Origin of the sequence: Agrobacterium sp. NPDC090283, assembly GCF_044769685.1 — a bacterium.
Taxonomy (GTDB): Bacteria; Pseudomonadota; Alphaproteobacteria; order Rhizobiales; family Rhizobiaceae; genus Agrobacterium.
Window position 1 is genome coordinate 91,177 of the sequence record NZ_JBIVYG010000013.1, and the last position, 22,154, is coordinate 113,330.

A 22,154-nucleotide genomic window follows, 5' to 3' on the forward strand; every position below is an offset into this window, starting at 1 on the left:
GAACGGGAGATGAACAAGAGCAGATGCAGCAAAAAATCATGCTGCACTGCATTGTGATCAGAACGACGGGCGAATATTTGTTCTGCGGCAGCTGTTCATGCAACTGGCCACAGCTCAACTTAAGCAAGAGTATCCATCAACAACCCATAATTAATACTGAGTAAAATGGAAAATATTAATACGACTTCATTAAAGCGTAATATTATATATTATAAAATAACTACGGTATACATGACCGCAATTATCCCATCAAATACCCTTGACAAGAAAAAATAACGTTGATTTTTTTATTGTGTAATTTACTCTACCATAAATTGATTTCGTCTGATTTTGGGCCGTCTGCGATGGTGTATTTTGTAAGAATTGCGAGCGCATTAGCTTTCCTATTTTTGTCTGGATGCACCTCTGCACAGATTGGCGTCCCTTACGATCAGAAAATCGATGACGAGCTAAATGCCTATCATAAGAGTGCAATCCAATTTATAAAGAGCATGGAGCAAGCAGCTGCAACACCCGAGGGCCGATTCCGGAATGAAAAGGCCCAGAAATTTTACGCAGAATCCGCTGCTAATCTGGCGAATGTGCAGGTGCGTGCAGATGTTCTCAGCGGCAAAGAGTGTTTCAACAAGCCTGTTCAGAATCTCATAGGAAAAAGTGATTTTGCCTCTATTGATGATACGTTGCGTCAAAAGCAAAACACTGTGGGCAGTGCCGACAGCCCGTCTAAAATAACCACATCTCCCGTCGGTAATTGTCTTGCTGTGATGGTCAGGGGCGTGCGCCTTGCGCAGCAACGTCTGGAAAGCGACCATCAGCTTATGGATAAGCTCACTCCCACTGTTGCGACGATAAACCAAGAGAGCATCAACGCATCCGTCACCGTTGCACTGAAGGGTTTGCGCGCCAAGAAGCCATAAAGGGGGCAAATATGTCATTAGATGCAGATAAAATATCGAAGCAGATATCAGAGAAAGCCGCACATATTGCTGGCAACGCCTGGAATGAAATGCGTCAGGCTGCAATTGTTGAGTTTGAAGGATTGGCCCGTCGGATAGTTATGCTCATAGAGGGTTATCGCAATGATGAAATCACGAAGAGCATGGTACAAGGGCATTTAGCCAACATGCGCTACCACGTCATCGCAACAATAGCGATGTTAACGATGATGACGCAGGGCGCAGTTGAGAAAATCGTAAACGGTGCGCTCACTGTGGTTCGCGATGCTATCAATAAGGCAGTCGGGTTCGCTCTTATTGCTTAGGAAAAGCAACTCTCAATATTCCACATACTCGGTCTCAATCGACGGCCTAAAGGGGTCCTGTTCCAGGCAACAAGGGCACCGCATATATGTAAACTGTTCTTGATCCAATCAAACTTCCAGCGCACGGGCAGCTGTCCTAGACAGATCAAATGGAAGCTCCTGCACAACGCGATACTGCCGACCTTCAAACGCCACGGCGTCGAACATAAAAAAGGCCGCAGCTTGCGCCACGGCCCTTCCATTCAATCAGCTTTCGCCAGGCAAGATTATTCGGCGTCGCCTTCAGCGGCCTTCTTCTTGGCCGGAGCCTTCTTCTTCGGAGCGGCTTCTTCGCCTTCAGCGGCGTCGTCAGCCTTGGCAGCAGCCTTTTTCTTGGCCGGGGCCTTCTTCTTGGTTTCCGTTGCTTCTTCAGCGTCGTCAGCCAGCAGCTCTTCCTTGGAAACGGTCTTGTCCGTTACCGAGATTTCGGAGAGCAGCTTGTCGATGACCTTTTCTTCGAAGATCGGAGCGCGCAGCGAAGCGGAAGCGCCGGGGGTGTTGCGGAAGAAATCGAGGATTTCCTTCTGCTGGCCCGGGAACTGCTGCAGCTGCTGGAACAGCGCGCGCTGCATTTCTTCTTCGGTCACTTCGACGCCGGCCTTTTCGCCGATTTCGGAGAGAACGAGGCCGAGACGGACGCGACGCTCAGCAAGCTTGCGATATTCTTCGCGGGCTTCTTCTTCGGTCGTGTCTTCGTCAGCGAAGGTCTTGCCGGACTGGGCGAGATCGGTGTTGATCTGGCGCCAGATATTGTCGAACTCGGCGTCGACGAGGCCAGCCGGCGTGTCGAACTTGTACATTTCGTCGAGCTGGTCGAGAATCTGACGCTTGACCTTCTGGCGGGTGACGTTGCCGTACTGGCTTTCGATCTGGCCCTTGACGATTTCCTTCAGCTTTTCAGCCGATTCGAGGCCGAGCTTCTCGGCCAGTTCGTCGTTGATTTCAACGGCAGCAGCAGCGGCAACTTCCTTGACGGTGATGTCGAAGTTGGCGTCCTTGCCAGCGAGGTTCGCAGCCGGGTAGTCGGCCGGGAAGGTCACGGTGATGGTCTTTTCATCGCCAGCCTTGACGCCGACCAGCTGGTCTTCGAAGCCGGGGATGAAGCGGCCCGAACCGAGAACCAGTTCAGCATCTTCAGCAGCGCCGCCGTCGAAGGCAACGCCGTCAACCTTGCCGAGATAGTTCATGGTGACGCGGTCGCCATCGGCAGCCTTGCCCTTCTTGGGCTCGTAGGTGCGGGCGCTTTCGGCGATCTTGAGGATCTGCTCGTTGATTTCGTCTTCGGAGACTTCAACAACTTCGCGGGTAACCTTGATGCCGTCATTGGCCTTCAGTTCGATGGCCGGGATGATTTCATAGGCAACGGTGAATTCGAAATCGGATTCGGCCGACAGGATCTTTTCGGCTTCCTGCTCGTCTTCGGTCATGGAGATGGCCGGCTGGGTAGCAGACTTCTCGCCGCGGCTGGAGAGGATTTCGGAAGGCTTTTCACGAACCAGCTCGTTGACGAGGTCGGCCATGATGGACTTGCCGTACATCTTCTTCAGGTGGCCGACCGGCACCTTGCCGGGACGGAAACCGTTGATGCGAACCTTGTCCTTGGCGTCAACCAGGCGCTCGTCCAGACGGGCCTTCATGTCGGCGGCCGGAATAACGACCTTGAGTTCGCGCTTCAGCCCTTCAGCGAGCGTTTCGATAACCTGCATTTTCCTAACCTTCACATCATGGCGGCGGTGCTCAGACAGCCGTTGGTTTACTTTCGAGCACTGCGCCGGAAACATCGTTCCCCGGCCGTGGCTTCCCTTATTTCTTTACACAAGCGCCTGCCGGACACCGTTACGCCTGCACCCGAGAAAAAGACCAAAGGGGAGAAATGAACCCCGAAGCTCCCCGCATCCTATAAAGATGCACTCTGGCGCAAGCGTGGCACAGCCATGCCTTGCTTGTGGTGCGGGTAGAGAGACTCGAACTCCCACGCCGAAGCGTTGGTACCTAAAACCAATGCGTCTACCAATTCCGCCATACCCGCACGTTGGGCGGCGGTATGTCACAATGTTCAGAAAGGGTCAAGCACGCCTTGTCGCCGCCTTCCGTTTCCTCCGGACTTTTCTTGTCCGCCGCTGCGGCGGCGAAAGACGGGCGGCCCTCTTTGCCATTTGCCGCCCGCGCGGAGAAAAGGGATGGGCGGCGGGGCAGACGCGATCCCGAACCGGAAACGACAGAGCCGCACCGCATGCCGCTCTCCGCCCGCCCCTTTCGTCTGCGCGGAAAAGTGCGAAGGCAAAGCGGGCGATATTTATGCGGCTATGTTGACATTATATATAGCGCGGCCTGCGGCGAACATCGCCGTTGTTCGCCACCGATCAAATGCCCGATCACGGCTCCACCTCTTTAATATCGCCCGAGCCCGGGCCAACCGCGCAGCTTCGCATTGCGGAACTCTCCCGCGTCACCAAAAGCCCATAAATTGGTCACAAATTATGCATGAATCGCCGCAATTAGCCCGCTTCACCGGCTTGCCCTGCATTTCGCGCATAGGTGACATCTTGCTTTGTCTGTTTTTGTTTTGATTAAACCGATTATATTCATGGTCATACAGAGATTGAGTTCAGCCCCGGACCAAAGCCTCCCAAGACTGGCCGCAGAGACTGAACAGCACGAAGAGGAAGATGAAAATGAACATTGCACGCTCGCTGACCAACTGGCGCAAGTATCGTCAGACCGTAACCGAACTCGGCCGCATGACCGACCGCGAACTGAATGACCTCGGCATCGGCCGTCAGGACATCCGCCGCGTCGCCAAGACCGCCGTCGGCATCTAATAAAGACGCCCCGCCGCTTCAAGCGGCGGATGCGGGACGACCTACCCAAAAAGGCCTGAGGCTCCCCGCCTCCGGCCTTTTTTCGTTTTGGGCGACTCTCCAGATCGAAGCGGCACCCCCGTAACCGCTCGCGGGGTCGGCAGATGAAAAATGCATCGATGGCTGACCCTTTACGCAACACCCGGATAGTGTCCGCGCCCCCTCCCGAGGCGCCTTTTTACGCCTGAAAGCGCCTTTAGCGCCGCCAAAGGCTGCTAAACCCCTCAAAACCGCCTGAAACACAGGCATTTCCGCTCATATTTTGCCCAGATGATATTCAAAGCCGCAAATTTAGCCGACATAGTGCACAAATGCATGGCAGTAGCCTAAATTCTGCACTGCACAACATGGCTCAATGTCTATATATAAAACCTCAACAGCCGAGAGCACAGAAACACTGAGCCGGCCGACGAAATCAACAGAGATAGATTGAGGAAACGACCATGAACCCCATCCGCATTGCAAAGAACTGGATCTCCTACCGCCGCACGATCAACGAACTCGGCAGCCTCTCCAACCAGGCTCTGAGCGACATCGGTCTGACCCGTTACGACATCCGTAACGTAGCAGCCCGTTCGTTCCGCTAAGGCGTAAACGATCGTCCCGCTGCCCGACCTCCAGGGCGCGACGATTGAGCGACAGGCAAAAAAGCGGCGCCTCTGGCGCCGTTTTTGATTCTGGGTGTTTGCTGGAGATCGGTCTTCATCACCACATCCAGAATCAAGGGCCGCAAGAAAGACCGCAGTATCGCCGCTTGTTTCTTCTCCCCGCCGGGGAGAAGGTGGCCCGAAGGGTCGGATGAGGGGGCTAGCTCTCGATCTATCTCTACCCTCGCCCCCTCATCCCGCTGCCGCGGACTTCTCCCCCTCGGGGAGAAGAAACAAGCGGCATCCGCCCGCTCCCCAAATACTCGCCTGCTTTTCAGTACTGCCGTGAACCGGGCAGCCCGCCCCTCTCGCAGCCCCACCTCGCAAAAACATTTGGCTGCCCCGGCCATGCATGCTAGTGCATCCGCAAACAATGCCGCGTCCTGAAGGGACCCGCGCAACACAATCACTCGAATGACAGCCGCCAGACGGGAGCCTTTGCCCCGCGGCCACCCATGGACGCCAGCATGCAAGACAAGACCCATTCTCCCATTCATGTCGTGGGCGGCGGACTGGCCGGCTCGGAAGCCGCATGGCAGATTGCTGAGAGCGGCGTGCCCGTCATCCTGCATGAAATGCGCGGCGTGCGCGGCACCGATGCGCATAAGGGCGATACGCTGGCGGAACTGGTCTGTTCCAACTCCTTCCGCTCCGACGATGCGACGGCCAATGCGGTCGGTGTCATCCATGCGGAAATGCGGCTTGCCGGCTCGTTGATCATGGCCTGCGCCGACAAACATCAGGTGCCGGCCGGCGGCGCGCTTGCCGTCGACCGCGACGGATTTTCGCAGGCCGTGACGGACAGGCTCGAAAGTCACCCGCTGGTGACGATCCTGCGCGAAGAAGTGACGGGCCTGCCGCCGAAGGAATGGGGCAGCACCATCATCGCCACCGGCCCGCTCACCTCGCCGGATCTGGCGGCGGCGGTTCAGGCAGAGACGGGTGAAGATGCGCTGGCATTCTTTGACGCCATCGCCCCCATCGTGCATCGCGACAGCATCAACATGGATATCTGCTGGTACCAGTCGCGTTACGACAAGGTCGGCCCCGGCGGCACGGGCAAGGATTACATCAACTGCCCGATGGACGAGGAACAGTACAACGCCTTCATCGACGCGCTGATCGCCGGCGACACTGTCGGTTTCAAGGAATGGGAAGGCACGCCCTATTTCGACGGTTGCCTGCCGATCGAGATCATGGCCGAACGCGGCCGCCAGACGCTGCGTCATGGTCCGATGAAGCCGATGGGCCTGACCAACGCCCACAACCCCACGGTCAAGGCCTATGCCGTCGTCCAGCTGCGCCAGGACAATGCGCTCGGCACGCTCTACAACATGGTCGGTTTCCAGACCAAGCTGAAATACGGCGTACAGGCGGATGTATTCCGCATGATTCCGGGTCTCGAAAATGCGGAATTCGCCCGCCTCGGCGGTCTGCACCGCAACACCTATATCGATTCCCCCATCCTGCTCGACCATTCGCTGAAGCTGAAATCCCGTCCGGACCTGCGTTTCGCCGGCCAGATCACCGGCTGCGAAGGTTATGTGGAAAGCGCCTCCGTCGGGCTGCTCGCCGGCCGCTTCGCCGCCGCCGAGCAAAAGGGCGAGGCCCCGAACCTGCCGCCGGCCACCACCGCGCTTGGTTCGCTGCTCAACCACATCACCGGCGGCCACCTCTCCTCAGATGATGAGCCGGGCAAACGCTCCTTCCAGCCGATGAACATCAATTTCGGCCTGTTCCCCGAACTGGAGCCGGGCTCCATCGTCAAGCCCGAAGGCGTGAAACGTTTTCGCGGCAAGGACAAGACCATCATGAAGCGCCAGCTCATCGCAGCGCGGGCGCTTAAGGATTGTGCGGCGTGGCTTGGCGTGGAACACGTCGCAACGGAAGTCGCAAGAGAACAAGAGAGCGACGCAACGCCATAGGCCAGCCTCGCATCTATCAGCCAAAATAACGGGGCCGTGTGTCCGCACACGCCCTTTTCCATTCCGGGTCACCGGATTTTGCCTTGCCCGGCCAGCCGCGCTCGGGCAAAACCTTTTTATTTGCACATTACAAAGACTGAGGAGATCGACTATGGACGTTCGCGCCGCCGTTGCCATTCAGGCAGGAAAACCGCTCGAGGTCATGACCGTTCAGCTTGAGGGTCCCCGCGCCGGTGAAGTGCTTGTTGAGGTCAAGGCCACCGGCATCTGCCACACCGACGATTTCACCCTCTCTGGCGCCGATCCGGAAGGCCTCTTCCCGGCAATCCTCGGCCATGAGGGCGCGGGCATCGTCGTTGATGTCGGCCCCGGCGTCACCTCGGTCAAGAAGGGTGACCACGTCATTCCGCTCTACACGCCGGAATGCCGCGAGTGCTACTCCTGCACCTCGCGCAAGACCAATCTCTGCACCTCCATCCGCGCCACGCAGGGCCAGGGCGTGATGCCGGACGGCACCAGCCGCTTCTCTATCGGCAAGGACAAGATCCACCACTATATGGGCTGCTCGACCTTCTCGAACTACACCGTTCTGCCGGAGATCGCGCTCGCCAAGATCAACCCGGACGCCCCCTTCGACAAGGTCTGCTACATCGGCTGCGGCGTGACGACCGGCATCGGCGCCGTCATCAACACCGCCAAGGTGGAGATCGGCTCTACCGCAATCGTCTTCGGTCTCGGCGGCATCGGTCTGAACGTGCTGCAGGGCCTGCGCCTTGCCGGTGCGGACATGATCATCGGCGTCGACATCAACCCGGATCGCAAGGCCTGGGGCGAAAAATTCGGCATGACCCACTTCGTCAATCCGAAGGAAGTCGGCGACGACATCGTGCCCTATCTCGTCAACATGACGAAACGTAACGGCGACCTGATCGGCGGCGCGGACTATACGTTCGATTGCACCGGCAATACCAGGGTCATGCGTCAGGCGCTGGAAGCCTCGCATCGCGGCTGGGGCAAGTCGGTCATCATCGGCGTTGCCGGCGCCGGCCAGGAAATCTCGACCCGTCCGTTCCAGCTGGTCACCGGCCGCAACTGGATGGGCACCGCCTTTGGCGGCGCGCGCGGCCGCACGGATGTGCCGAAGATCGTCGACTGGTACATGGAAGGCAAGATCCAGATCGACCCGATGATCACCCACACCATGCCGCTCGAAGACATCAACAAGGGCTTCGACCTGATGCACAAGGGCGAATCGATCCGCGGCGTGGTTGTTTATTGATCGGAAAATGACAGCGGTGGACGCGCGTAACCGCGCGCCCGCCATTCATGCAAATGTGATCGCCACCGACGCCCTGCAGCCATTGCGATTAACGGGACGGTAAATCTATCATCGTAAGCCGATACTACGCGGTGGAGTTGAAAATCTCTCCCGGGCCAGAGGATGCCAGACCAGCGGAGAGCGACCCTGAAAATCGTACCGATCGACAACGCAAACCGCGTCGCCGCCGTCGCTCTCCTGACGAAAGGCTTCCCGGAAAAAAGCGAGGCCTTCTGGTCTCGCGGGTTGTCGCTCGTCAGCGAACATCACGAGCGGCGTGACCTCGGCCCGATCGGGCAATTGCTGATGAAGGGCGACGATGCCGCAGGCGTGCTGCTGACGATCAAAAGCCGCCTGCCCGAGACGGGAAAGATCGTCGTCAACCTGTCGAGCTGGTATGTGGAACCTTCCTGCCGCTGGTTCGCACCGCGTATGCTGCAGATGGCTTCCTCCAGCGAGGATGAACTCTTCACCGATCTCACCCCCTCTCCCGAAGCCTGCAAGCTGAACGAGAGGCTGGGTTTTGCGACGGTGACCGACTGCACGCTTTTTTATGCATTGCCGCTCACGGCGTTTCGTCCGGCAAGCGCACGGCTTCGCCCGCTTGCGGACATCACGCCGGACATACTCTCCGCTGAAACGCGCAACATGCTGGAAGACCACGCCCGCCTCGGCTGCATCGTGGCCGTCATGGAGGCGGACAGCCACCATTACCCGCTGGTCTTCCTGAAAACCACAACCAGGAGACTGCCCTCCGCGCGCCTCATATATTGCGACGACCGGCAGGTCGCACAGCGGCACATATCCGCAATTGCGCGCCATCTTCTTGGCCATGGCCGGCTTGCGCTCACCATGGCTGCACTTGAGGCAGAGCGAAAGGCCGGAGGCCTTGCCATTCATAAATCTGCACCGATACAAGTAAAAGGCGCATGGAACCCACAATTTATTAACGAAACATACTCAGAGTTGGTGTTATTGCCACCGTAGGTATTCTAGTGAATCGTGCGCGACTTGACGGAATCTTGGCCTTTACAGACAAAGCGCCATTCCGGGCAGGTCTTCTGGGACACACGAGGGAAATCGGAGAACAAGCATGCTTGCAGCGAAAAAGAGTGAAATCGACGTTGCTGATACCATCTATTCCTATCTCTCCAACCGTTTTCCCGCCTATGCCCCCTTTTCCGCCGACACGCTGCTTCTTGAAGGCGGCGTGATCGATTCGCTCGGTTTTCTCGAACTGATGATCTTCCTCGGCGAGGGTTTCGGCATCATTCTCGATGACGAGCATTTCACCCCCGACAATCTCGGCACACCGGCCGATCTCATCGCCTTCGTCCTCAGGGAACGGAGGAGATGACACCCCATTTCCTGCTGCACCACCTTCTCGCCGCACGCGCGGCGAGCGACGATCAGGCCCTCGTCCACAGGGACCGGTCGCTGAATTATCGCGAATTCGCCGAGACGGCGGCCCGTTGTGCAGCGGCATTGCAGGAAGCCGGAGTGCAACGCGGTGAGCGCGTCGTCATCTATCTGCCACGCGGCATAGAGGAATGCTGGTCGATCTTCGGCGTCAGCATGGCATCCGGCGTCTTCGTGCCGGTCAATGCCCTGCTGAAGGCCCAGCAGATCCGCCATATCATCAGGGATTGCGGCGCGAAGATCGTCATCAGCGACACCACGATGATGGCTGAACTGAAAGCGGCACTGGAAGACCTTCCAGATGTCGCGATCCTGCTTACGGAAGAGATCGCGACCCGCGCCGCGACACCCGCCCGCCCTGCGGCGGCAATCGGCGAGGACTTGGCCGCCATCCTTTATACATCAGGCTCCACCGGTTCGCCCAAGGGCGTGATGCTGTCGCACCGCAATCTTCTCGCCGGCGCGCGCATCGTCCGTACCTATCTTGAAATCACCGGCCGGGACCGCATTCTGTCGCTGCTGCCCTTCAGCTTCGATTATGGCCTCAACCAGCTGCTGACGGCGGTGGAACAGGGCGCAACCACCGTTATCTCCACCTTCCGGCTGGGCGACGAAATCGTCCGCGATCTGCGCGACCATGCCGTCACAGGTCTGGCCGGTGTTCCGACGATCTGGGCGATCCTGACGAAAGCGGCCCCTTCGCTCGCCAAGACGCCTTTGCCGCATCTGCGTTACATCACCAATTCCGGCGGGCGTGTGCCGCAGGAAACCGTAAAAGCGCTGCGCGAGAAGCTGCCGGACACAAAGATCTACCTGATGTATGGCCTTACCGAGGCCTTCCGCTCCACCTTCCTGCCGCCTGACGAAATCGACCGCCGCCCAACCTCCATCGGCAAAGCCATTCCCGAGTGTGAAATCTTCATCGTCACCGATAAGGGACAAAGGGCAAAACCGGGCGAACCCGGCATTCTCGTGCATCGCGGCCCGACCGTGTCGCTCGGTTACTGGAACCGGCCGGACGATACGGCCAAGGTGCTGCGCCCGCACCCCTTCATTCCGGCGGCGCTGGGCGGCGAGACCGTGTGTTATTCCGGCGATCTGGCGGTGGAGGACGACGACGGTTTCTTTAGCTTCGTCGCCCGCAACGATGCGATGATCAAATCGTCAGGCTATCGCATCAGCCCGACCGAGGTAGAGGAAAGCCTGATGTCGACGGGGCTTTTCCGTGAGGTCGCCGTCATCGGCCTGCCCGACCCCTTTGCCGGGGAAAAGGTGCATGCCGTGGCAACCGCGGCCCATGAAAATATCGATGTTTCGGCCGCCCTGAAGAAGGCCGCCGAAATGCTCGCCCCCTTCATGATCCCGCGCGCCATCGAACTGGTGGAACGACTGCCGGTAACGGCCAATGGCAAGGTGGATTACCGCGCGCTGGTGCGCGAACGGACGGACAATGGCGCCAACGGATAAACCCCAGAGCCACGGCCCGGCCTTTGCGGCCGCCTTATTCGACATAAGCGGGAACGATCTTGTCATCGGCGGCCTTCCCGTGCGCGATATTGTCGCCGGGACCGGAACACCGTGTTTCCTCTATGACGCCGGCGCCATGCGCCGCGCCTATCGCGATCTCGAAACCGCGCTCGGCGGCTTTGCCGATATCTACTATTCGGTAAAAGCCAATCCCCTGCCCGCCATCATCTCGCTTTTCCGGCAGGAAGGCGCCGGTGCTGAAATCGCCTCCGTCGGTGAATACCGCGCGGCCATCAAGGCCGGTGTCGCACCTGATAACATCATCTTCGCCGGCCCCGGCAAGGGCATGGCCGAACTGCGCGAGGTGATCGAGGGCGGTATCGGCGAAATCCACATCGAAAGCGCCGAGGAAATCGCCCGCATCGAGGCAATCGGCAAGCCGGTCAAGGCCTCGATCCGCATCAATCCGGTGCCGGATGCTCAAGCCGGCGCCATGCGCATGGGCGGCAAGGCCACCGCCTTCGGTTTCGACGAGGAGGAACTGGACACTGTCCTGTCGCTCTTCAAAAACACCCGACATATCGATCTCGTCGGCGTCCATATTTACGGCGGCACGCAGATTCTCGATGCGGACATGCTTGTCTTGCAATGGAGACACGGTATTTCCCTCGCCGCTCGCATGGCGGACATGCTCGGCAAGCCGCTCGAAACCATCGATCTCGGCGGCGGCCTCGGCATCCCCTATTTCGCCGGGGAAACGCCGCTCGATCTTGAGAAAGTCCGCGCGGCAATCCCCGACCTCAGGGCGCTTTTGAAGTCCCATTCGCTGATTGCCGGCGCCCATGTCATCGTCGAACCCGGCCGCTTCCTCGCCGGCCCCGGCGGCATCTATGTGGCGGAAGTGAATTCGGTAAAGACCTCGCGCGGCACCACCTTCGTGGTGATGGATGGCGGCATGCACCACCATCTGGCGGCTTCGGGCAATCTCGGCCAGATCGTCAAGCGCAATTATCCCATCGTCGCACCGGCCATGATGCTGGCGGAGCATGAGGAAACGGCAACCATCGTCGGCCCGCTCTGCACGCCGCTCGATACGCTGGCCCGCAATGCGGCGCTGCCCAGGCTGAAGGCCGGTGATCTCCTCGCGATCCTGCAATCGGGCGCCTATGGCGCCAGCGCCAGCCCTGCGAGTTTTCTGAGCCATGCGGCGGCGAAGGAGGTATTGGTGGCGGACGGGGCAATTGAGGTGATCGGACGTTGACGGGCTGGGACAGCGGAAACCGGAACCGGCTTCCGGCGAGCACGCAGGTTACCGCCTGAATTCGAGTTCCCCGCTTCAACCTCCCTCATTCCTGTTCCCCGGAACAAGCACGAGGATGTCACAGGAATCCAGCCAGACCAAGTCCTTGGGCTGAAAAGACTCTTCCCGTCGCACAGACGTGCGTCGACTGGATTCCTGTGACATCCTCGTGCTTGTTCCGGGGAACAGGAATGAGGGGGCGAGTGTCATCGCCGAGCAATCGTGAAGGATACGACGCCCCTAAGAATCCCGCGCCTTCCCAATCACCCCCGCAGCAACCTGTCCCCCACCGCGAATTTCGATTTCAGCAGACACTCGTCATATTCCGCTTCCGCCACGGAATCGAACACGATACCGCCGCCGACATTAAAGACCGCACGGCCGTCATCAAACAGGCTGAGAGTACGGATCGCCACCGAGAAGCGCATTTCACCACTTGGAGACATGAAGCCGATCGCACCGCAATAGGCGTCGCGCGGCGTCGCTTCCAGCTCGCGCAGGATTTTCATCGCCCACATTTTCGGCGCGCCGGTAACCGAGCCGCAGGGAAACAGTGCCGTAAAGATGTCTTCCACCGTCGCGTCAGGCAGAAGTTTCGCCCTGATATGGCTGACCATCTGATGCACGGTGGGATAGGTCTCGATATCGAACAGCCGCGGCACATCGAGGCTGCCGACCTCGGTGATGCGGGAAATATCGTTGCGCAGCAGATCGACGATCATGCGGTTTTCGGCGAGCGTCTTTTCATCCGTCAGCATTGCTGCGATGATCGCCCGGTCCTCTTCCGCGTCCGCCCCGCGCGGCGTCGTTCCCTTCATCGGGTGGGTTTCGATAAAGCCGTTCCCATCGACCGAAAAAAACAGTTCCGGCGAACGCGACAGGATGACCGGCCCGCCGAGATTAACCAGCGCGCCATATTTGACCGGCTGCCTTTCGATCAGCGACCAGAAGGCCGTCAGCGGATCGCCGCTCCAGCGGGCATGAACGGGCATGGTCAGATTGCCCTGATAACAGTCGCCCCGGCGCAGATGCCCGTGCAGTCGCTCGAAGCGCTGGCGATAGTCCGCAAATGCCCATGCGGGCACCGGATCGGCGAGCAACGCATCCGCATCCGGCAGATCTGCCGGGCGTGCGAAGCGTCCCTCATCCGGCTGCGGGGCGGAAAAGACGCCGAAATTGAGAAACGGCACGTTGCGGGCCTCGCGCGCGAAAGGCGCAAGCTTCGGCTCGAACAGGAAACCCGCCTCGTAGGACATATAGCCGGCGAGATATTTCCCGGCGCGGCGCAACTTTTCCATGCGCTTGAGCGCGGCAAAAAACGCCTTCGGCTCATCCGCGACGATGATCTCTTCCGGCTCGGTGAAGGCTGTCACCGTGCCGGTCGTGTCATCCCGGAAAAGAACGTAAGGCGCATGTGCCAAGGAAAGCGTCCGTAGAGGGTAAGTTCGGGGTGTTCAAAACGGCGGATAGAAACCTCTCCTCCGTCATCCTCGGTCCCCGGATCAAGTCCGAGGATGCCCCGAGGATCTGCCGCTCGTTGATTTCTGCTACATTGGTAGATCCTCGGGACAAGCCCGAGGATGACGTCGAGTGTGGAGGATGCTCTGAACCTAAACCGGGTCTATATCGCCCCGCGCCCACATTTCGATGGTTTCCGCATAAAAATCGGCGAAACGGCCTTCCTCGATCGACTTGCGGATACCCTGCATCAGCTCCTGATAATAGGCAAGATTGTGCCAGGAGAGCAGCATGCCGCCCAGCGCCTCGTTGGCGCGGGTGAGATGATGCAGATAGGCGCGGGAATAATCGCGCGAGGCCGGGCAGTTGGACTGCTCGTCGAGCGGCCGCATATCCTCGGCATGGCGGGCATTGCGGATATTGACCTTGCCGCGGCGGGTAAAGGCCAGACCGTGACGGCCGGAACGGGTCGGCATCACGCAGTCGAACATGTCGATACCCCGCGCCACCGATTTCAGGATATCGTCAGGCGTGCCGACGCCCATCAGGTAACGCGGCTTTTCGGTTGGCAGCACCGGCAGGGTGATATCGAGCATGCCGAGCATCACATCCTGCGGCTCCCCGACGGCGAGGCCGCCAACCGCATAACCCTTGAGATCGAGCTGCTTCAGCCCTTCGGCGGAACGAATGCGCAGATCCGGCTGGTCGCCGCCCTGCACGATGCCGAACATGGCCTTGCCGGGCTGTTCGCCAAAGGCGACGCGGCAGCGTTCGGCCCAGCGCAGCGACATTTCCATGGCGCGCTCGATTTCCTTGCGCTCGGCCGGCAGCGCGATGCATTCATCGAGCTGCATCTGGATATCGGAATCGAGCATGCCCTGGATTTCGATCGAACGTTCCGGCGACATGTGGTGCAGCGATCCATCCACATGGCTCTTGAAGGTCACGCCCTTCTCGTCGAGCTTGCGCAGCCCGGAGAGCGACATGACCTGAAAACCGCCGCTGTCGGTGAGGATCGGATGCGGCCAGCGGATGAGTTCATGCAGGCCGCCAAGGCGCGCAACACGCTCCGGGCCCGGCCGCAGCATCAGGTGATAGGTATTGCCGAGAATGATATCGGCGCCCAGTTCCCGCACCTGATCCAGATACATGGCCTTGACGGTGCCGACCGTGCCGACGGGCATGAAGGCGGGCGTGCGGATAACGCCGCGCGGCATGGCGACTTCGCCGAGACGCGCGCCGCCGCTCGTGGCTTTCAGGGTGAAGGTGAATTTCTCGTGCATCAGTTTTTCCGGAACAACAGGCTGGAATCGCCATAGGAATAGAAGCGGTATCCGGTTTCGATGGCGTGCTTATAAGCGTCACGCATCGTTTCGAGACCGCAGAAAGCCGAAACCAGCATGAACAGCGTCGATTTCGGCAGGTGGAAATTGGTCATGAGCATATCGACCGCGCGGAAACGATAACCGGGCGTGATGAAGATGCCGGTCGCATCGGACCATGGATGGATAGTGCCATCTTCGGTGGCCGCACTTTCGATCAGCCGCAGCGAGGTGGTGCCGACTGAGACGATGCGCCCGCCGCGCGCCTTCACCGCATTCAGCTTGTCGGCCGTTTCCTGCGAGACGTGGCCGATCTCGAAATGCATCTTGTGATCGTCCGTATCGTCGGACTTCACCGGAAGAAAGGTACCTGCCCCAACGTGAAGCGTCACGAAATGCCGCTCGATGCCGGCCTTGTCGAGCGCCGCAAACAGATCGGGGGTGAAATGCAGCCCGGCGGTGGGGGCGGCAACCGCACCTTTTTCGCGGGCATAGATGGTCTGGTAGTCCGTCTGGTCCTGCGCATCTTCCGGCCGCTTGGCGGCAATGTAAGGCGGCAGCGGAATATGGCCGACCGAGGCAATCGCCTCGTCCAGCACCGGACCGGAAACGTCGAACAGCAGCGTGATCTCGCCATCCTCGCCCTTTTCCTCGACGGTGGCTTCCAGATGGGCAAGGCCGCAGGCATTGTCGCGCTCATAACCGAAACGGATACGGTCGCCTTCCTTGATGCGCTTGCCGGGGCGGGCGAAGGCCTTCCAGCGGGACTGGTCGGCGCGCATGTGCAGCGTGGCGGAAACCGCCGTCTCCGGCGCGCCCTCGCGCAGGCGCACGCCTTCCAGCTGGGCGGGAATGACGCGGGTATCGTTGAAAACGAGCGCATCGCCGGGTCTCAGGAAGGACGGCAGGTTAAAGACGTGATGGTCTTCCATGCGGTCCTGATTCGGATCGACGACCAAAAGGCGCGCGCTGTCGCGCGGGTTCGCCGGGCGAAGGGCGATATTTTCCTCGGGCAGGTCGAAATCGAACAGGTCTACACGCATTGCAAGGGTCTTCCAGAAATCCAATGACACGGCACGATGTTTTGCATCCCGAGGCATCCACCTCCCTCATTCCTGTGCTTGTCACAGGAATCCAGCCGACGCGCGTCTGCGCGACGGGAAGTGCCCTTTCAGCCCAAGGACTTGGGCTGGCTGGATTCCTGTGACAAGCACAGGAATGAGGAAAGAAGAGAACGACGCGACGGGCGATAGGCACCAAACATGCCGCACCGTCCCCGCATCACCCACCGTCAATAAACATAAAAACCCGCCTCGCATAGGCTGCGAGACGGGTCGAACTGCAATTTCCGACAATCAAGCCGCCGAAGCAAGCTTCATCGAAACGATCGAATCGGGGTCCTTCACCGGCTCGCCGCGCTTGACCTTGTCGATGGCTTCCATGCCTTCGATGACCTGGCCCCAGACGGTGTACTGCTTGTTCAGCCACGGGGAATCCGTGAAGCAGATGAAGAACTGCGAATTGGCGGAGTTCGGGTTCTGCGAACGGGCCATGGAGCAGGTGCCGCGTACATGCGGAATGGCGGAGAATTCTGCCTTCAGGTCTTCCTTCTCGGAGCCGCCCATGCCGGCGCGGGCCGGGTTGAAGCTTTCCGAACCCTTCTTGCCGAACTTCACGTCGCCGGTCTGGGCCATGAAGTCTTCGATGACGCGGTGGAAAACAACGCCGTCATAAGCGCCTTCCGATACCAGTTCCTTGATGCGGGCAACGTGGCTAGGCGCAACTTCCGGAAGCAGCTGGATCACGACCTTGCCGGTCGTCGTTTCCATGATGATGGTGTTTTCCGGATCCTTGATCTCGGCCATGACTATTCTCCTCTGTTCGGGCTCTATTGCCCTACCTTACTTCTTGCCGACGGTGACCTTGATCATCCGGTCGGGGTTGGAAACTTCGCCGTTGCTGCCCTGCCCGCGCTTGATCTTGTCGACGGCTTCCATGCCGGACACGACCTTGCCGACCACGGTGTACTGGCCGTTCAGGAACGGACCGTCGGCAAACATGATGAAGAACTGCGAGTTGGCGGAATTCGGATCCTGCGAGCGGGCCATGCCGACCACACCGCGCGTGAACGGCGTCTTGGAGAACTCAGCCGGAATATCCGGCAGGTCGGAACCGCCGGTGCCGGCGCGCTGGGCGTTGAAGCTCTTTTCCATGTTGCCATACTGCACGTCGCCGGTCTGCGCCATGAAACCGTCGATGACGCGGTGGAAGGCGACATTGTCATAAGCACCCTTCTTGGCCAGCGCCTCGATCTGCGCCACGTGCTTGGGCGCGACATCGGGTGCGAGCTCGATGACAACGGGGCCGTCCTTCAGCTGGATGGTCAGCAGTTCGGCGGCGGAAGCAATGGTGCTGGCGGCAAGCGCGCCGGCAAACAGAACGCCGGCAAAGGCAAATCGAACGAGTTTCATCGGATTGGCTCCAAATGTGAGGCTGAAGTCAGCGCTTCAGCTTGGCGTTAAGGGCTTCAAGCACGGCTTTCGGCACGAAAGCTTCGACATTGCCGCCCATGGCGGCGATCTGCCGGACCAATGTGGCTGTAATGGGTCGCGACGAGGTGCCGGCGGGCAGGAACACGGTCTGAATATCAGGCGCCATCTGGCGGTTCATGCCCGCCATCTGCATTTCATAGTCGAGATCGGTGCCATCGCGCAGGCCGCGCAGCAGAAGGCGCGCGCCGTGCTGGCGGGCGGCATCCACCACCAGATTGTCGAAGGAAACGACCTCCATGCGTGCCGCCTCGGTGGGCAGCTGTTCGGCAAGCGCCTGCTTTATCAGCGCCGCCCGCTCCTCAAAACTGAACAGCGGCGCTTTTCCGGGATGAATGCCGACGGCGACGATGACTTTCGACGCCACGTTCAGCGCCTGGATAAGCACATCCAGATGTCCGTTGGTCATCGGATCGAAGGATCCTGGATAAAAGGCAATCGTCATATCGCTCTCAGGTGGTGGGCGCGTCTCGACGCTTCAGCATATGTGCCGCCTTTTGTCATGGAGAGGCACGCGGCGCAAGACTTTATAACCACCCCTCACAAGCCCGGCTGCGGCGTGAACCCGCGATGAATGGGCCGTTCAGTGCGGTTTCACAGCTATTTTGTTTAAATGCACGACATCGGGAAACCGAAACGCCCCTCACTCGTTAAGCATCCGGAGAATTGAAAATGCTGGCCTTCATGATCGTCCTTTCGATCATCGCATCATTCGCAGCCGAGTATATTTTTCTCGAATGACGACCTCAGCCAGTTTCCTGAACGCCAGATGAACGAGCCATTCAAGGAAGTTTCACCGGCGCGATGCTAATCGATTTTTACGGTTAACGCGGAACATGTCGAGACATGGCGCGTTAAGAAAGAACCAAAGGAACGGACAGATGTTTGTAAGAGAAAAACAGTCTACTTCGGCGAAAATCAGCGTCATCAGCACCGCCTGGACAGTACTGGTTATCGCAATGGTAGCAACGACGTTTAGCCTTTATGAGCAGAAGTCTGAAACGCAGGGACCGGACTATCCGCAGCTCACCGCCCGCTACCAGTATATGAATTATTACTGAGTAACGGGGACAATTTCCTCGAAACACCCGGAGACGATATCATGTTCACATTTCTGACGATGCTTCTGGCCCTGATCAGCGTAATGTTCGTGACGTCAATGATCTCCGTCGTCGCCGAGATGCGACGGGAAGACGAGGAATTCAAGGCGATGATCCGGCGCGACCGCGCGTTCTGAGCGCGGCAGACCGGCTTCAGGCCGTTACAAGAATGATTCTTTTCAGCCGCCTGGACTGTCCGGGCGGTTTTGTTTTGCCAATTCCTCAGGGATACCCACCCCTCATTCCTGTGCTTGTCACAGGAATCCAGCCGACGCGCGTCGGCGCGGCGGAGAGAGTCCTTTCAGCCCAAGGACTTGGGCTGGCTGGATTCCTGTGACAAGCACAGGAATGAGGGCGTAGAGGCAGCCGATATACATCCAGCACCTTCGTTTCGACGCCCCCAATCACACAACCGTTTTCAAAACCCCGTTTTTCCAAGGCAAATTCCCTTCAATTTCCGTTTGGATTGATTTAAGGAACGCCGATACGTTGCGGGCCGGACAGCCGGCGACCGCGATGACGTTCCTGTGAGGTTTGCATAACGATGCTCGATTCCCTGAGAAATGCTTCTCGAACCATGGCAGCCAAGCTGCTGCTTCTCCTGCTTGTTGTTTCGTTCGGCGTCTGGGGCGTCTCCGCATCGCTTGTCACCGCCAATTCCCACGCCGTCATGACAGTGGGCGACCAGACGGTCAGCCCGGAGGAATTCCGCCTCGCCTATCAGCGCCAGATTTCCGATCTCAGCCGCCAGTTCGGCACAAGGCTGACAACCGAACAGGCCAAGGCCTTCGGCATCGACCGTCAGGTCTTCAGCCAGCTTGCGGCAGGTGCAGCACTCGATGAGCTGGCGTCGAAGATGAATCTCGGCCTTTCCGAAGACCGCCTTGCCAACCTGATCGCCGAGGACCCGGCCTTCAAGTCGGTCAATGGTCAGTTCGACCGCAATCTTTTCAGCGAGCGCCTGCGCAATTCCGGCTTCCGCGAAGACGATTACATCAAGGAACGCAGCAAGGTCGCCGTCCGAAGCCAGATCGTCGAAGCCGTTTCCGATGGTTTTGCCGCACCGCAGGTGCTGGTGGATGCGCTGAAACAATATCGCAACGAACAGCGCGCCGTCGATTACGTCATTCTTTCGAACGCCGTCATTCCGCCGGTCAAGGCCCCCGGCGACGACGTGCTTGCCCCCTGGTTCGAAACCAACAAGTCGAAATATCGCGCGCCCGAGTTCCGCAAGTTCACCTATGTGAAGCTGGAACCAACAGACATTGCCGATCAGGCCGCCGTGACCGACGCCCAGATTGCCGACTATTATAACAGCCACAAGGACAGCTTCCGCACCGCCGGCCGCCGCACGGTAGAGCAGCTGACGTTTACGGACAAGGAAATGGCCGCCGCCGCCGCCGAGCAGATCAGGCTCGGCAACACCACCTATGACCAGGTGGTGAAGGACCAGGGCAAGACGGCCGCCGACGTGACGCTCGGTGAATTCACCAGGGACACGATCCCCGACCAGTCGATTGCCGATGCCGCCTTTGCCATCCAGAAGGATGGCGGCGTTTCACCGGTGGTCGAAGGTTCCTTCGGTCCGGTCCTTCTGCGCGTCACCGGCATCAAGCCGGAAACCACCCGAACGCTGGATGAGGCCAAGGAAGATATCCGCAGGGATCTCGCCACGGCCGCCGCCGCGGAAGAAATCACCAATGTGCATGACCGCTACGAGGATCTGCGCGCCGGCGGCTCTTCGCTCGCCGATGCGGCACAGCAGCTGAACCTGAAACCCGTCACCATCGCCGCCATCGATGCCGCCAGCCTCGATGAAAAGGGCGATAAGGTTGAGGGCCTGCCCTCGCCGCAGCTGGCTCAGGAAGTCTTCAAGACCGAGCCCGGCACCGAAGCCCTGCCGATCAATCTCGGCCGTGAAGGTTACATCTGGTTCGATGTCGAGCAGATCATCGCTGCCCGCGACCGCACGCTTGCCGAAGTCCGTGACGATGTCGTGGCCGACTGGACGGCGGAGCAGCAGCGCAACGCGCTTGCCGCCAAGGCCGAGGAACTGAAGGCGCGCGTCGAAAAGGGCGACACGCTGGAAGCCGTGGCCGGCGAACTGAGCCTCGCCGTCGAACAGAAATCCGGCCTGCGCCGCACCAGCGAAGACGCTATTTTCGGCCAGCAGACGATCGCAGCGGTCTTCTCCGGCGCGGAGGGCAAGGTGGGCACGGCGGCTGATGCTGACGGTTCCAGCCGCATCCTCTTCAAGGTCACCTCGGTCGATACCAATGCGCCTGCCGATGCGCTCGCCAATGACGACCAGCAATTCGCCGCCATTGCCCGCGCGGCCGGCGACGACATGCTGGACCAGATGGTCAACCGCCTGCAGAATGACTATGGTGTCACCATCAACCAGGCCCTCGCCGATCAGGCGATGGTCGGCTTCTAACCCGGGGGGCGACAAGATGGCCGAACTGAAGCCGCTGATCGCCAAGGTCGCAAATGGAGAAAGCCTGAACCGCGAGGAATCGCGGGCGGCTTTCGACATTCTGATGTCCGGCGAAGCCACGCCGTCGCAGATCGGCGGTTTCCTGATGGCGCTGCGCGTGCGCGGCGAGACGGTGGACGAAATCGTCGGCGCCGTCTCCTCCATGCGGTCCCGCATGCTGCCGGTTTCGGCTCCCGCCAATGCCATCGATATCGTCGGCACCGGCGGTGATGGCATCGGCACCTATAATATCTCGACGCTCGCCTCGATCATCGTCGCCGGCACCGGCCTGCCGGTCGCCAAGCACGGCAACCGGGCGCTGAGCTCCAAATCCGGCACGGCGGATGCGCTCTCCGCACTTGGCGTGAAGCTCGATATCGGTCCTGATCTCATCGCCCGCTGTATCAGCGAGGCGGGCCTCGGTTTCATGTTCGCGCAGCTTCACCATTCGGCCATGCGCCATGTCGGCCCCAGCCGCGTCGAACTCGGCACGCGCACCATCTTCAACCTGCTCGGCCCCCTCTCCAACCCGGCCGGCGCCAAGCGACAACTGCTCGGCGTCTTTTCGCCGCGCTGGCTGGTGCCGCTTGCGGAAGTGTTGCGCGATCTGGGCTCGGAAAGCATCTGGGTCGTGCATGGCGACGGCATGGACGAGGTGACGACCACGGGCGTCACCCATGTGGCGGCACTGGAAGGCGGCAAGATCCGCACCTTCGACCTGACGCCGAAGGATTTCGGCGTCGAACCCGCTTCCATGGACGATCTGAAGGGCGGAGACGGCATTGCCAATGCGGCGGCGCTGCGCGAGGTCCTTTCCGGCAAGCGCAATGCCTATCGTGACGTGTCGCTGTGCAACGCGGCTGCAGCGCTAGTCATTGCCGGCAAGGCGGAAACGCTGGCTCAGGCGATGGCGATCGTCAGCGAGGCGCTGGACAGCGGCAAGGCCGCAGCGGCACTCGACCGTCTGGTCGCCGTGTCCAACGAGGCTACCTTGGGTCAGGAATGAGGGCGA

Annotated in this window: 21 protein-coding genes and 1 tRNA gene; 14 read left to right on the forward strand and 8 right to left on the reverse strand. The window is 59.6% G+C overall.

Annotated features, from left to right (window positions below):
- The first annotated feature begins 278 nt into the window (after positions 1-278).
- Complete coding sequence (locus tag ACIQUH_RS18590; protein WP_400817684.1) at positions 279-917, forward strand: hypothetical protein; 639 nt, start codon at positions 279-281, stop codon at positions 915-917.
- 11 nt (positions 918-928) lie between these two features.
- A complete protein-coding gene (locus ACIQUH_RS18595) occupies positions 929-1,261 on the forward strand; it encodes a hypothetical protein (RefSeq protein ID WP_400817686.1) in 333 nt (110 codons plus the stop codon).
- Between the two features lie 266 nt (positions 1,262-1,527).
- Here the strand turns inward: ACIQUH_RS18595 and tig are convergent, their stop codons facing one another.
- The gene (gene tig / locus ACIQUH_RS18600) at positions 1,528-3,006 is read right to left on the reverse strand and encodes a trigger factor (RefSeq protein WP_400817688.1); all 1,479 of its coding nucleotides are present in this window, start codon (positions 3,004-3,006) and stop codon (positions 1,528-1,530) included.
- Between the two features lie 240 nt (positions 3,007-3,246).
- Positions 3,247-3,329 (reverse strand) — tRNA-Leu (locus ACIQUH_RS18605).
- A 646-nt stretch (positions 3,330-3,975) separates the two neighbouring features.
- On the opposite strand from ACIQUH_RS18605, the gene ACIQUH_RS18610 reads away from it, so the two are divergent.
- From ACIQUH_RS18610 to ACIQUH_RS18645, 8 genes are all read left to right on the forward strand, one after another.
- A complete protein-coding gene (locus tag ACIQUH_RS18610) occupies positions 3,976-4,122 on the forward strand; it encodes a DUF1127 domain-containing protein (RefSeq protein ID WP_400817690.1) in 147 nt (48 codons plus the stop codon).
- A 482-nt stretch (positions 4,123-4,604) separates the two neighbouring features.
- Positions 4,605-4,748 (forward strand): DUF1127 domain-containing protein, encoded by a 144-nt coding sequence (locus ACIQUH_RS18615; RefSeq protein ID WP_003495735.1) that lies wholly within the window; start codon positions 4,605-4,607, stop codon positions 4,746-4,748.
- 515 nt (positions 4,749-5,263) lie between these two features.
- Positions 5,264-6,733, forward strand: a complete 1,470-nt coding sequence (gene trmFO / locus ACIQUH_RS18620; RefSeq protein ID WP_400817693.1) for a methylenetetrahydrofolate--tRNA-(uracil(54)-C(5))-methyltransferase (FADH(2)-oxidizing) TrmFO — start codon at positions 5,264-5,266, stop codon at positions 6,731-6,733.
- 151 nt (positions 6,734-6,884) lie between these two features.
- Positions 6,885-8,012, forward strand: coding sequence for an S-(hydroxymethyl)glutathione dehydrogenase/class III alcohol dehydrogenase (locus ACIQUH_RS18625; RefSeq protein ID WP_400817695.1), 1,128 nt, complete (start codon positions 6,885-6,887; stop codon positions 8,010-8,012).
- 162 nt (positions 8,013-8,174) lie between these two features.
- Positions 8,175-9,038 carry a hypothetical protein gene (locus tag ACIQUH_RS18630; protein ID WP_400817697.1) on the forward strand — a complete coding sequence of 288 codons (864 nt, stop codon included), beginning with the start codon at positions 8,175-8,177 and terminating at the stop codon, positions 9,036-9,038.
- A 106-nt stretch (positions 9,039-9,144) separates the two neighbouring features.
- Positions 9,145-9,408 carry an acyl carrier protein gene (locus tag ACIQUH_RS18635; protein WP_400817698.1) on the forward strand — a complete coding sequence of 88 codons (264 nt, stop codon included), beginning with the start codon at positions 9,145-9,147 and terminating at the stop codon, positions 9,406-9,408.
- A complete protein-coding gene (locus ACIQUH_RS18640; RefSeq protein WP_400817699.1) occupies positions 9,405-10,937 on the forward strand; it encodes an AMP-binding protein in 1,533 nt (510 codons plus the stop codon). The genes ACIQUH_RS18635 and ACIQUH_RS18640 overlap by 4 nt, the downstream gene beginning before the upstream one ends.
- A complete protein-coding gene (locus tag ACIQUH_RS18645; RefSeq protein WP_400817700.1) occupies positions 10,921-12,198 on the forward strand; it encodes a type III PLP-dependent enzyme in 1,278 nt (425 codons plus the stop codon). The genes ACIQUH_RS18640 and ACIQUH_RS18645 overlap by 17 nt, the downstream gene beginning before the upstream one ends.
- A gap of 302 nt (positions 12,199-12,500) precedes the next feature.
- Here the strand turns inward: ACIQUH_RS18645 and ACIQUH_RS18650 are convergent, their stop codons facing one another.
- From ACIQUH_RS18650 to coaD, 6 genes are all read right to left on the reverse strand, one after another.
- Complete coding sequence (locus ACIQUH_RS18650) at positions 12,501-13,658, reverse strand: aminodeoxychorismate synthase component I (RefSeq protein WP_400817701.1); 1,158 nt, start codon at positions 13,656-13,658, stop codon at positions 12,501-12,503.
- Between the two features lie 189 nt (positions 13,659-13,847).
- Complete coding sequence (gene tgt / locus ACIQUH_RS18655; RefSeq protein WP_112967682.1) at positions 13,848-14,978, reverse strand: tRNA guanosine(34) transglycosylase Tgt; 1,131 nt, start codon at positions 14,976-14,978, stop codon at positions 13,848-13,850.
- Positions 14,978-16,060: a tRNA preQ1(34) S-adenosylmethionine ribosyltransferase-isomerase QueA gene (gene queA, locus ACIQUH_RS18660; protein WP_400817702.1), complete on the reverse strand. Its 1,083-nt coding sequence runs from the start codon at positions 16,058-16,060 to the stop codon at positions 14,978-14,980. Before queA ends, tgt begins: the two co-directional genes overlap by 1 nt.
- Positions 16,061-16,372: 312 nt before the next feature.
- Positions 16,373-16,882 carry a peptidylprolyl isomerase gene (locus ACIQUH_RS18665; protein WP_400817703.1) on the reverse strand — a complete coding sequence of 170 codons (510 nt, stop codon included), beginning with the start codon at positions 16,880-16,882 and terminating at the stop codon, positions 16,373-16,375.
- A gap of 36 nt (positions 16,883-16,918) precedes the next feature.
- Positions 16,919-17,488 carry a peptidylprolyl isomerase gene (locus ACIQUH_RS18670; RefSeq protein WP_400817704.1) on the reverse strand — a complete coding sequence of 190 codons (570 nt, stop codon included), beginning with the start codon at positions 17,486-17,488 and terminating at the stop codon, positions 16,919-16,921.
- Between the two features lie 28 nt (positions 17,489-17,516).
- Positions 17,517-18,011: a pantetheine-phosphate adenylyltransferase gene (gene coaD / locus ACIQUH_RS18675; RefSeq protein ID WP_400817705.1), complete on the reverse strand. Its 495-nt coding sequence runs from the start codon at positions 18,009-18,011 to the stop codon at positions 17,517-17,519.
- Positions 18,012-18,447: 436 nt separating this feature from the next.
- Here coaD and ACIQUH_RS18680 point away from each other — a divergent pair, with 436 nt between their 5' ends.
- The 4 genes from ACIQUH_RS18680 to trpD all read left to right on the forward strand — a co-directional run bounded on the left by ACIQUH_RS18680 (position 18,448) and on the right by trpD (position 22,148).
- Positions 18,448-18,627: a hypothetical protein gene (locus ACIQUH_RS18680; RefSeq protein ID WP_400817706.1), complete on the forward strand. Its 180-nt coding sequence runs from the start codon at positions 18,448-18,450 to the stop codon at positions 18,625-18,627.
- A 41-nt stretch (positions 18,628-18,668) separates the two neighbouring features.
- Positions 18,669-18,803, forward strand: coding sequence for a hypothetical protein (locus ACIQUH_RS18685; RefSeq protein WP_256387174.1), 135 nt, complete (start codon positions 18,669-18,671; stop codon positions 18,801-18,803).
- 407 nt (positions 18,804-19,210) lie between these two features.
- Positions 19,211-21,103: a peptidyl-prolyl cis-trans isomerase gene (locus ACIQUH_RS18690; protein WP_400817707.1), complete on the forward strand. Its 1,893-nt coding sequence runs from the start codon at positions 19,211-19,213 to the stop codon at positions 21,101-21,103.
- Positions 21,104-21,119: 16 nt separating this feature from the next.
- Entirely contained in the window at positions 21,120-22,148 is a 1,029-nt protein-coding gene (gene trpD, locus ACIQUH_RS18695) for an anthranilate phosphoribosyltransferase (protein ID WP_400817708.1), read from the forward strand.
- Positions 22,149-22,154: the final 6 nt, after the last annotated feature.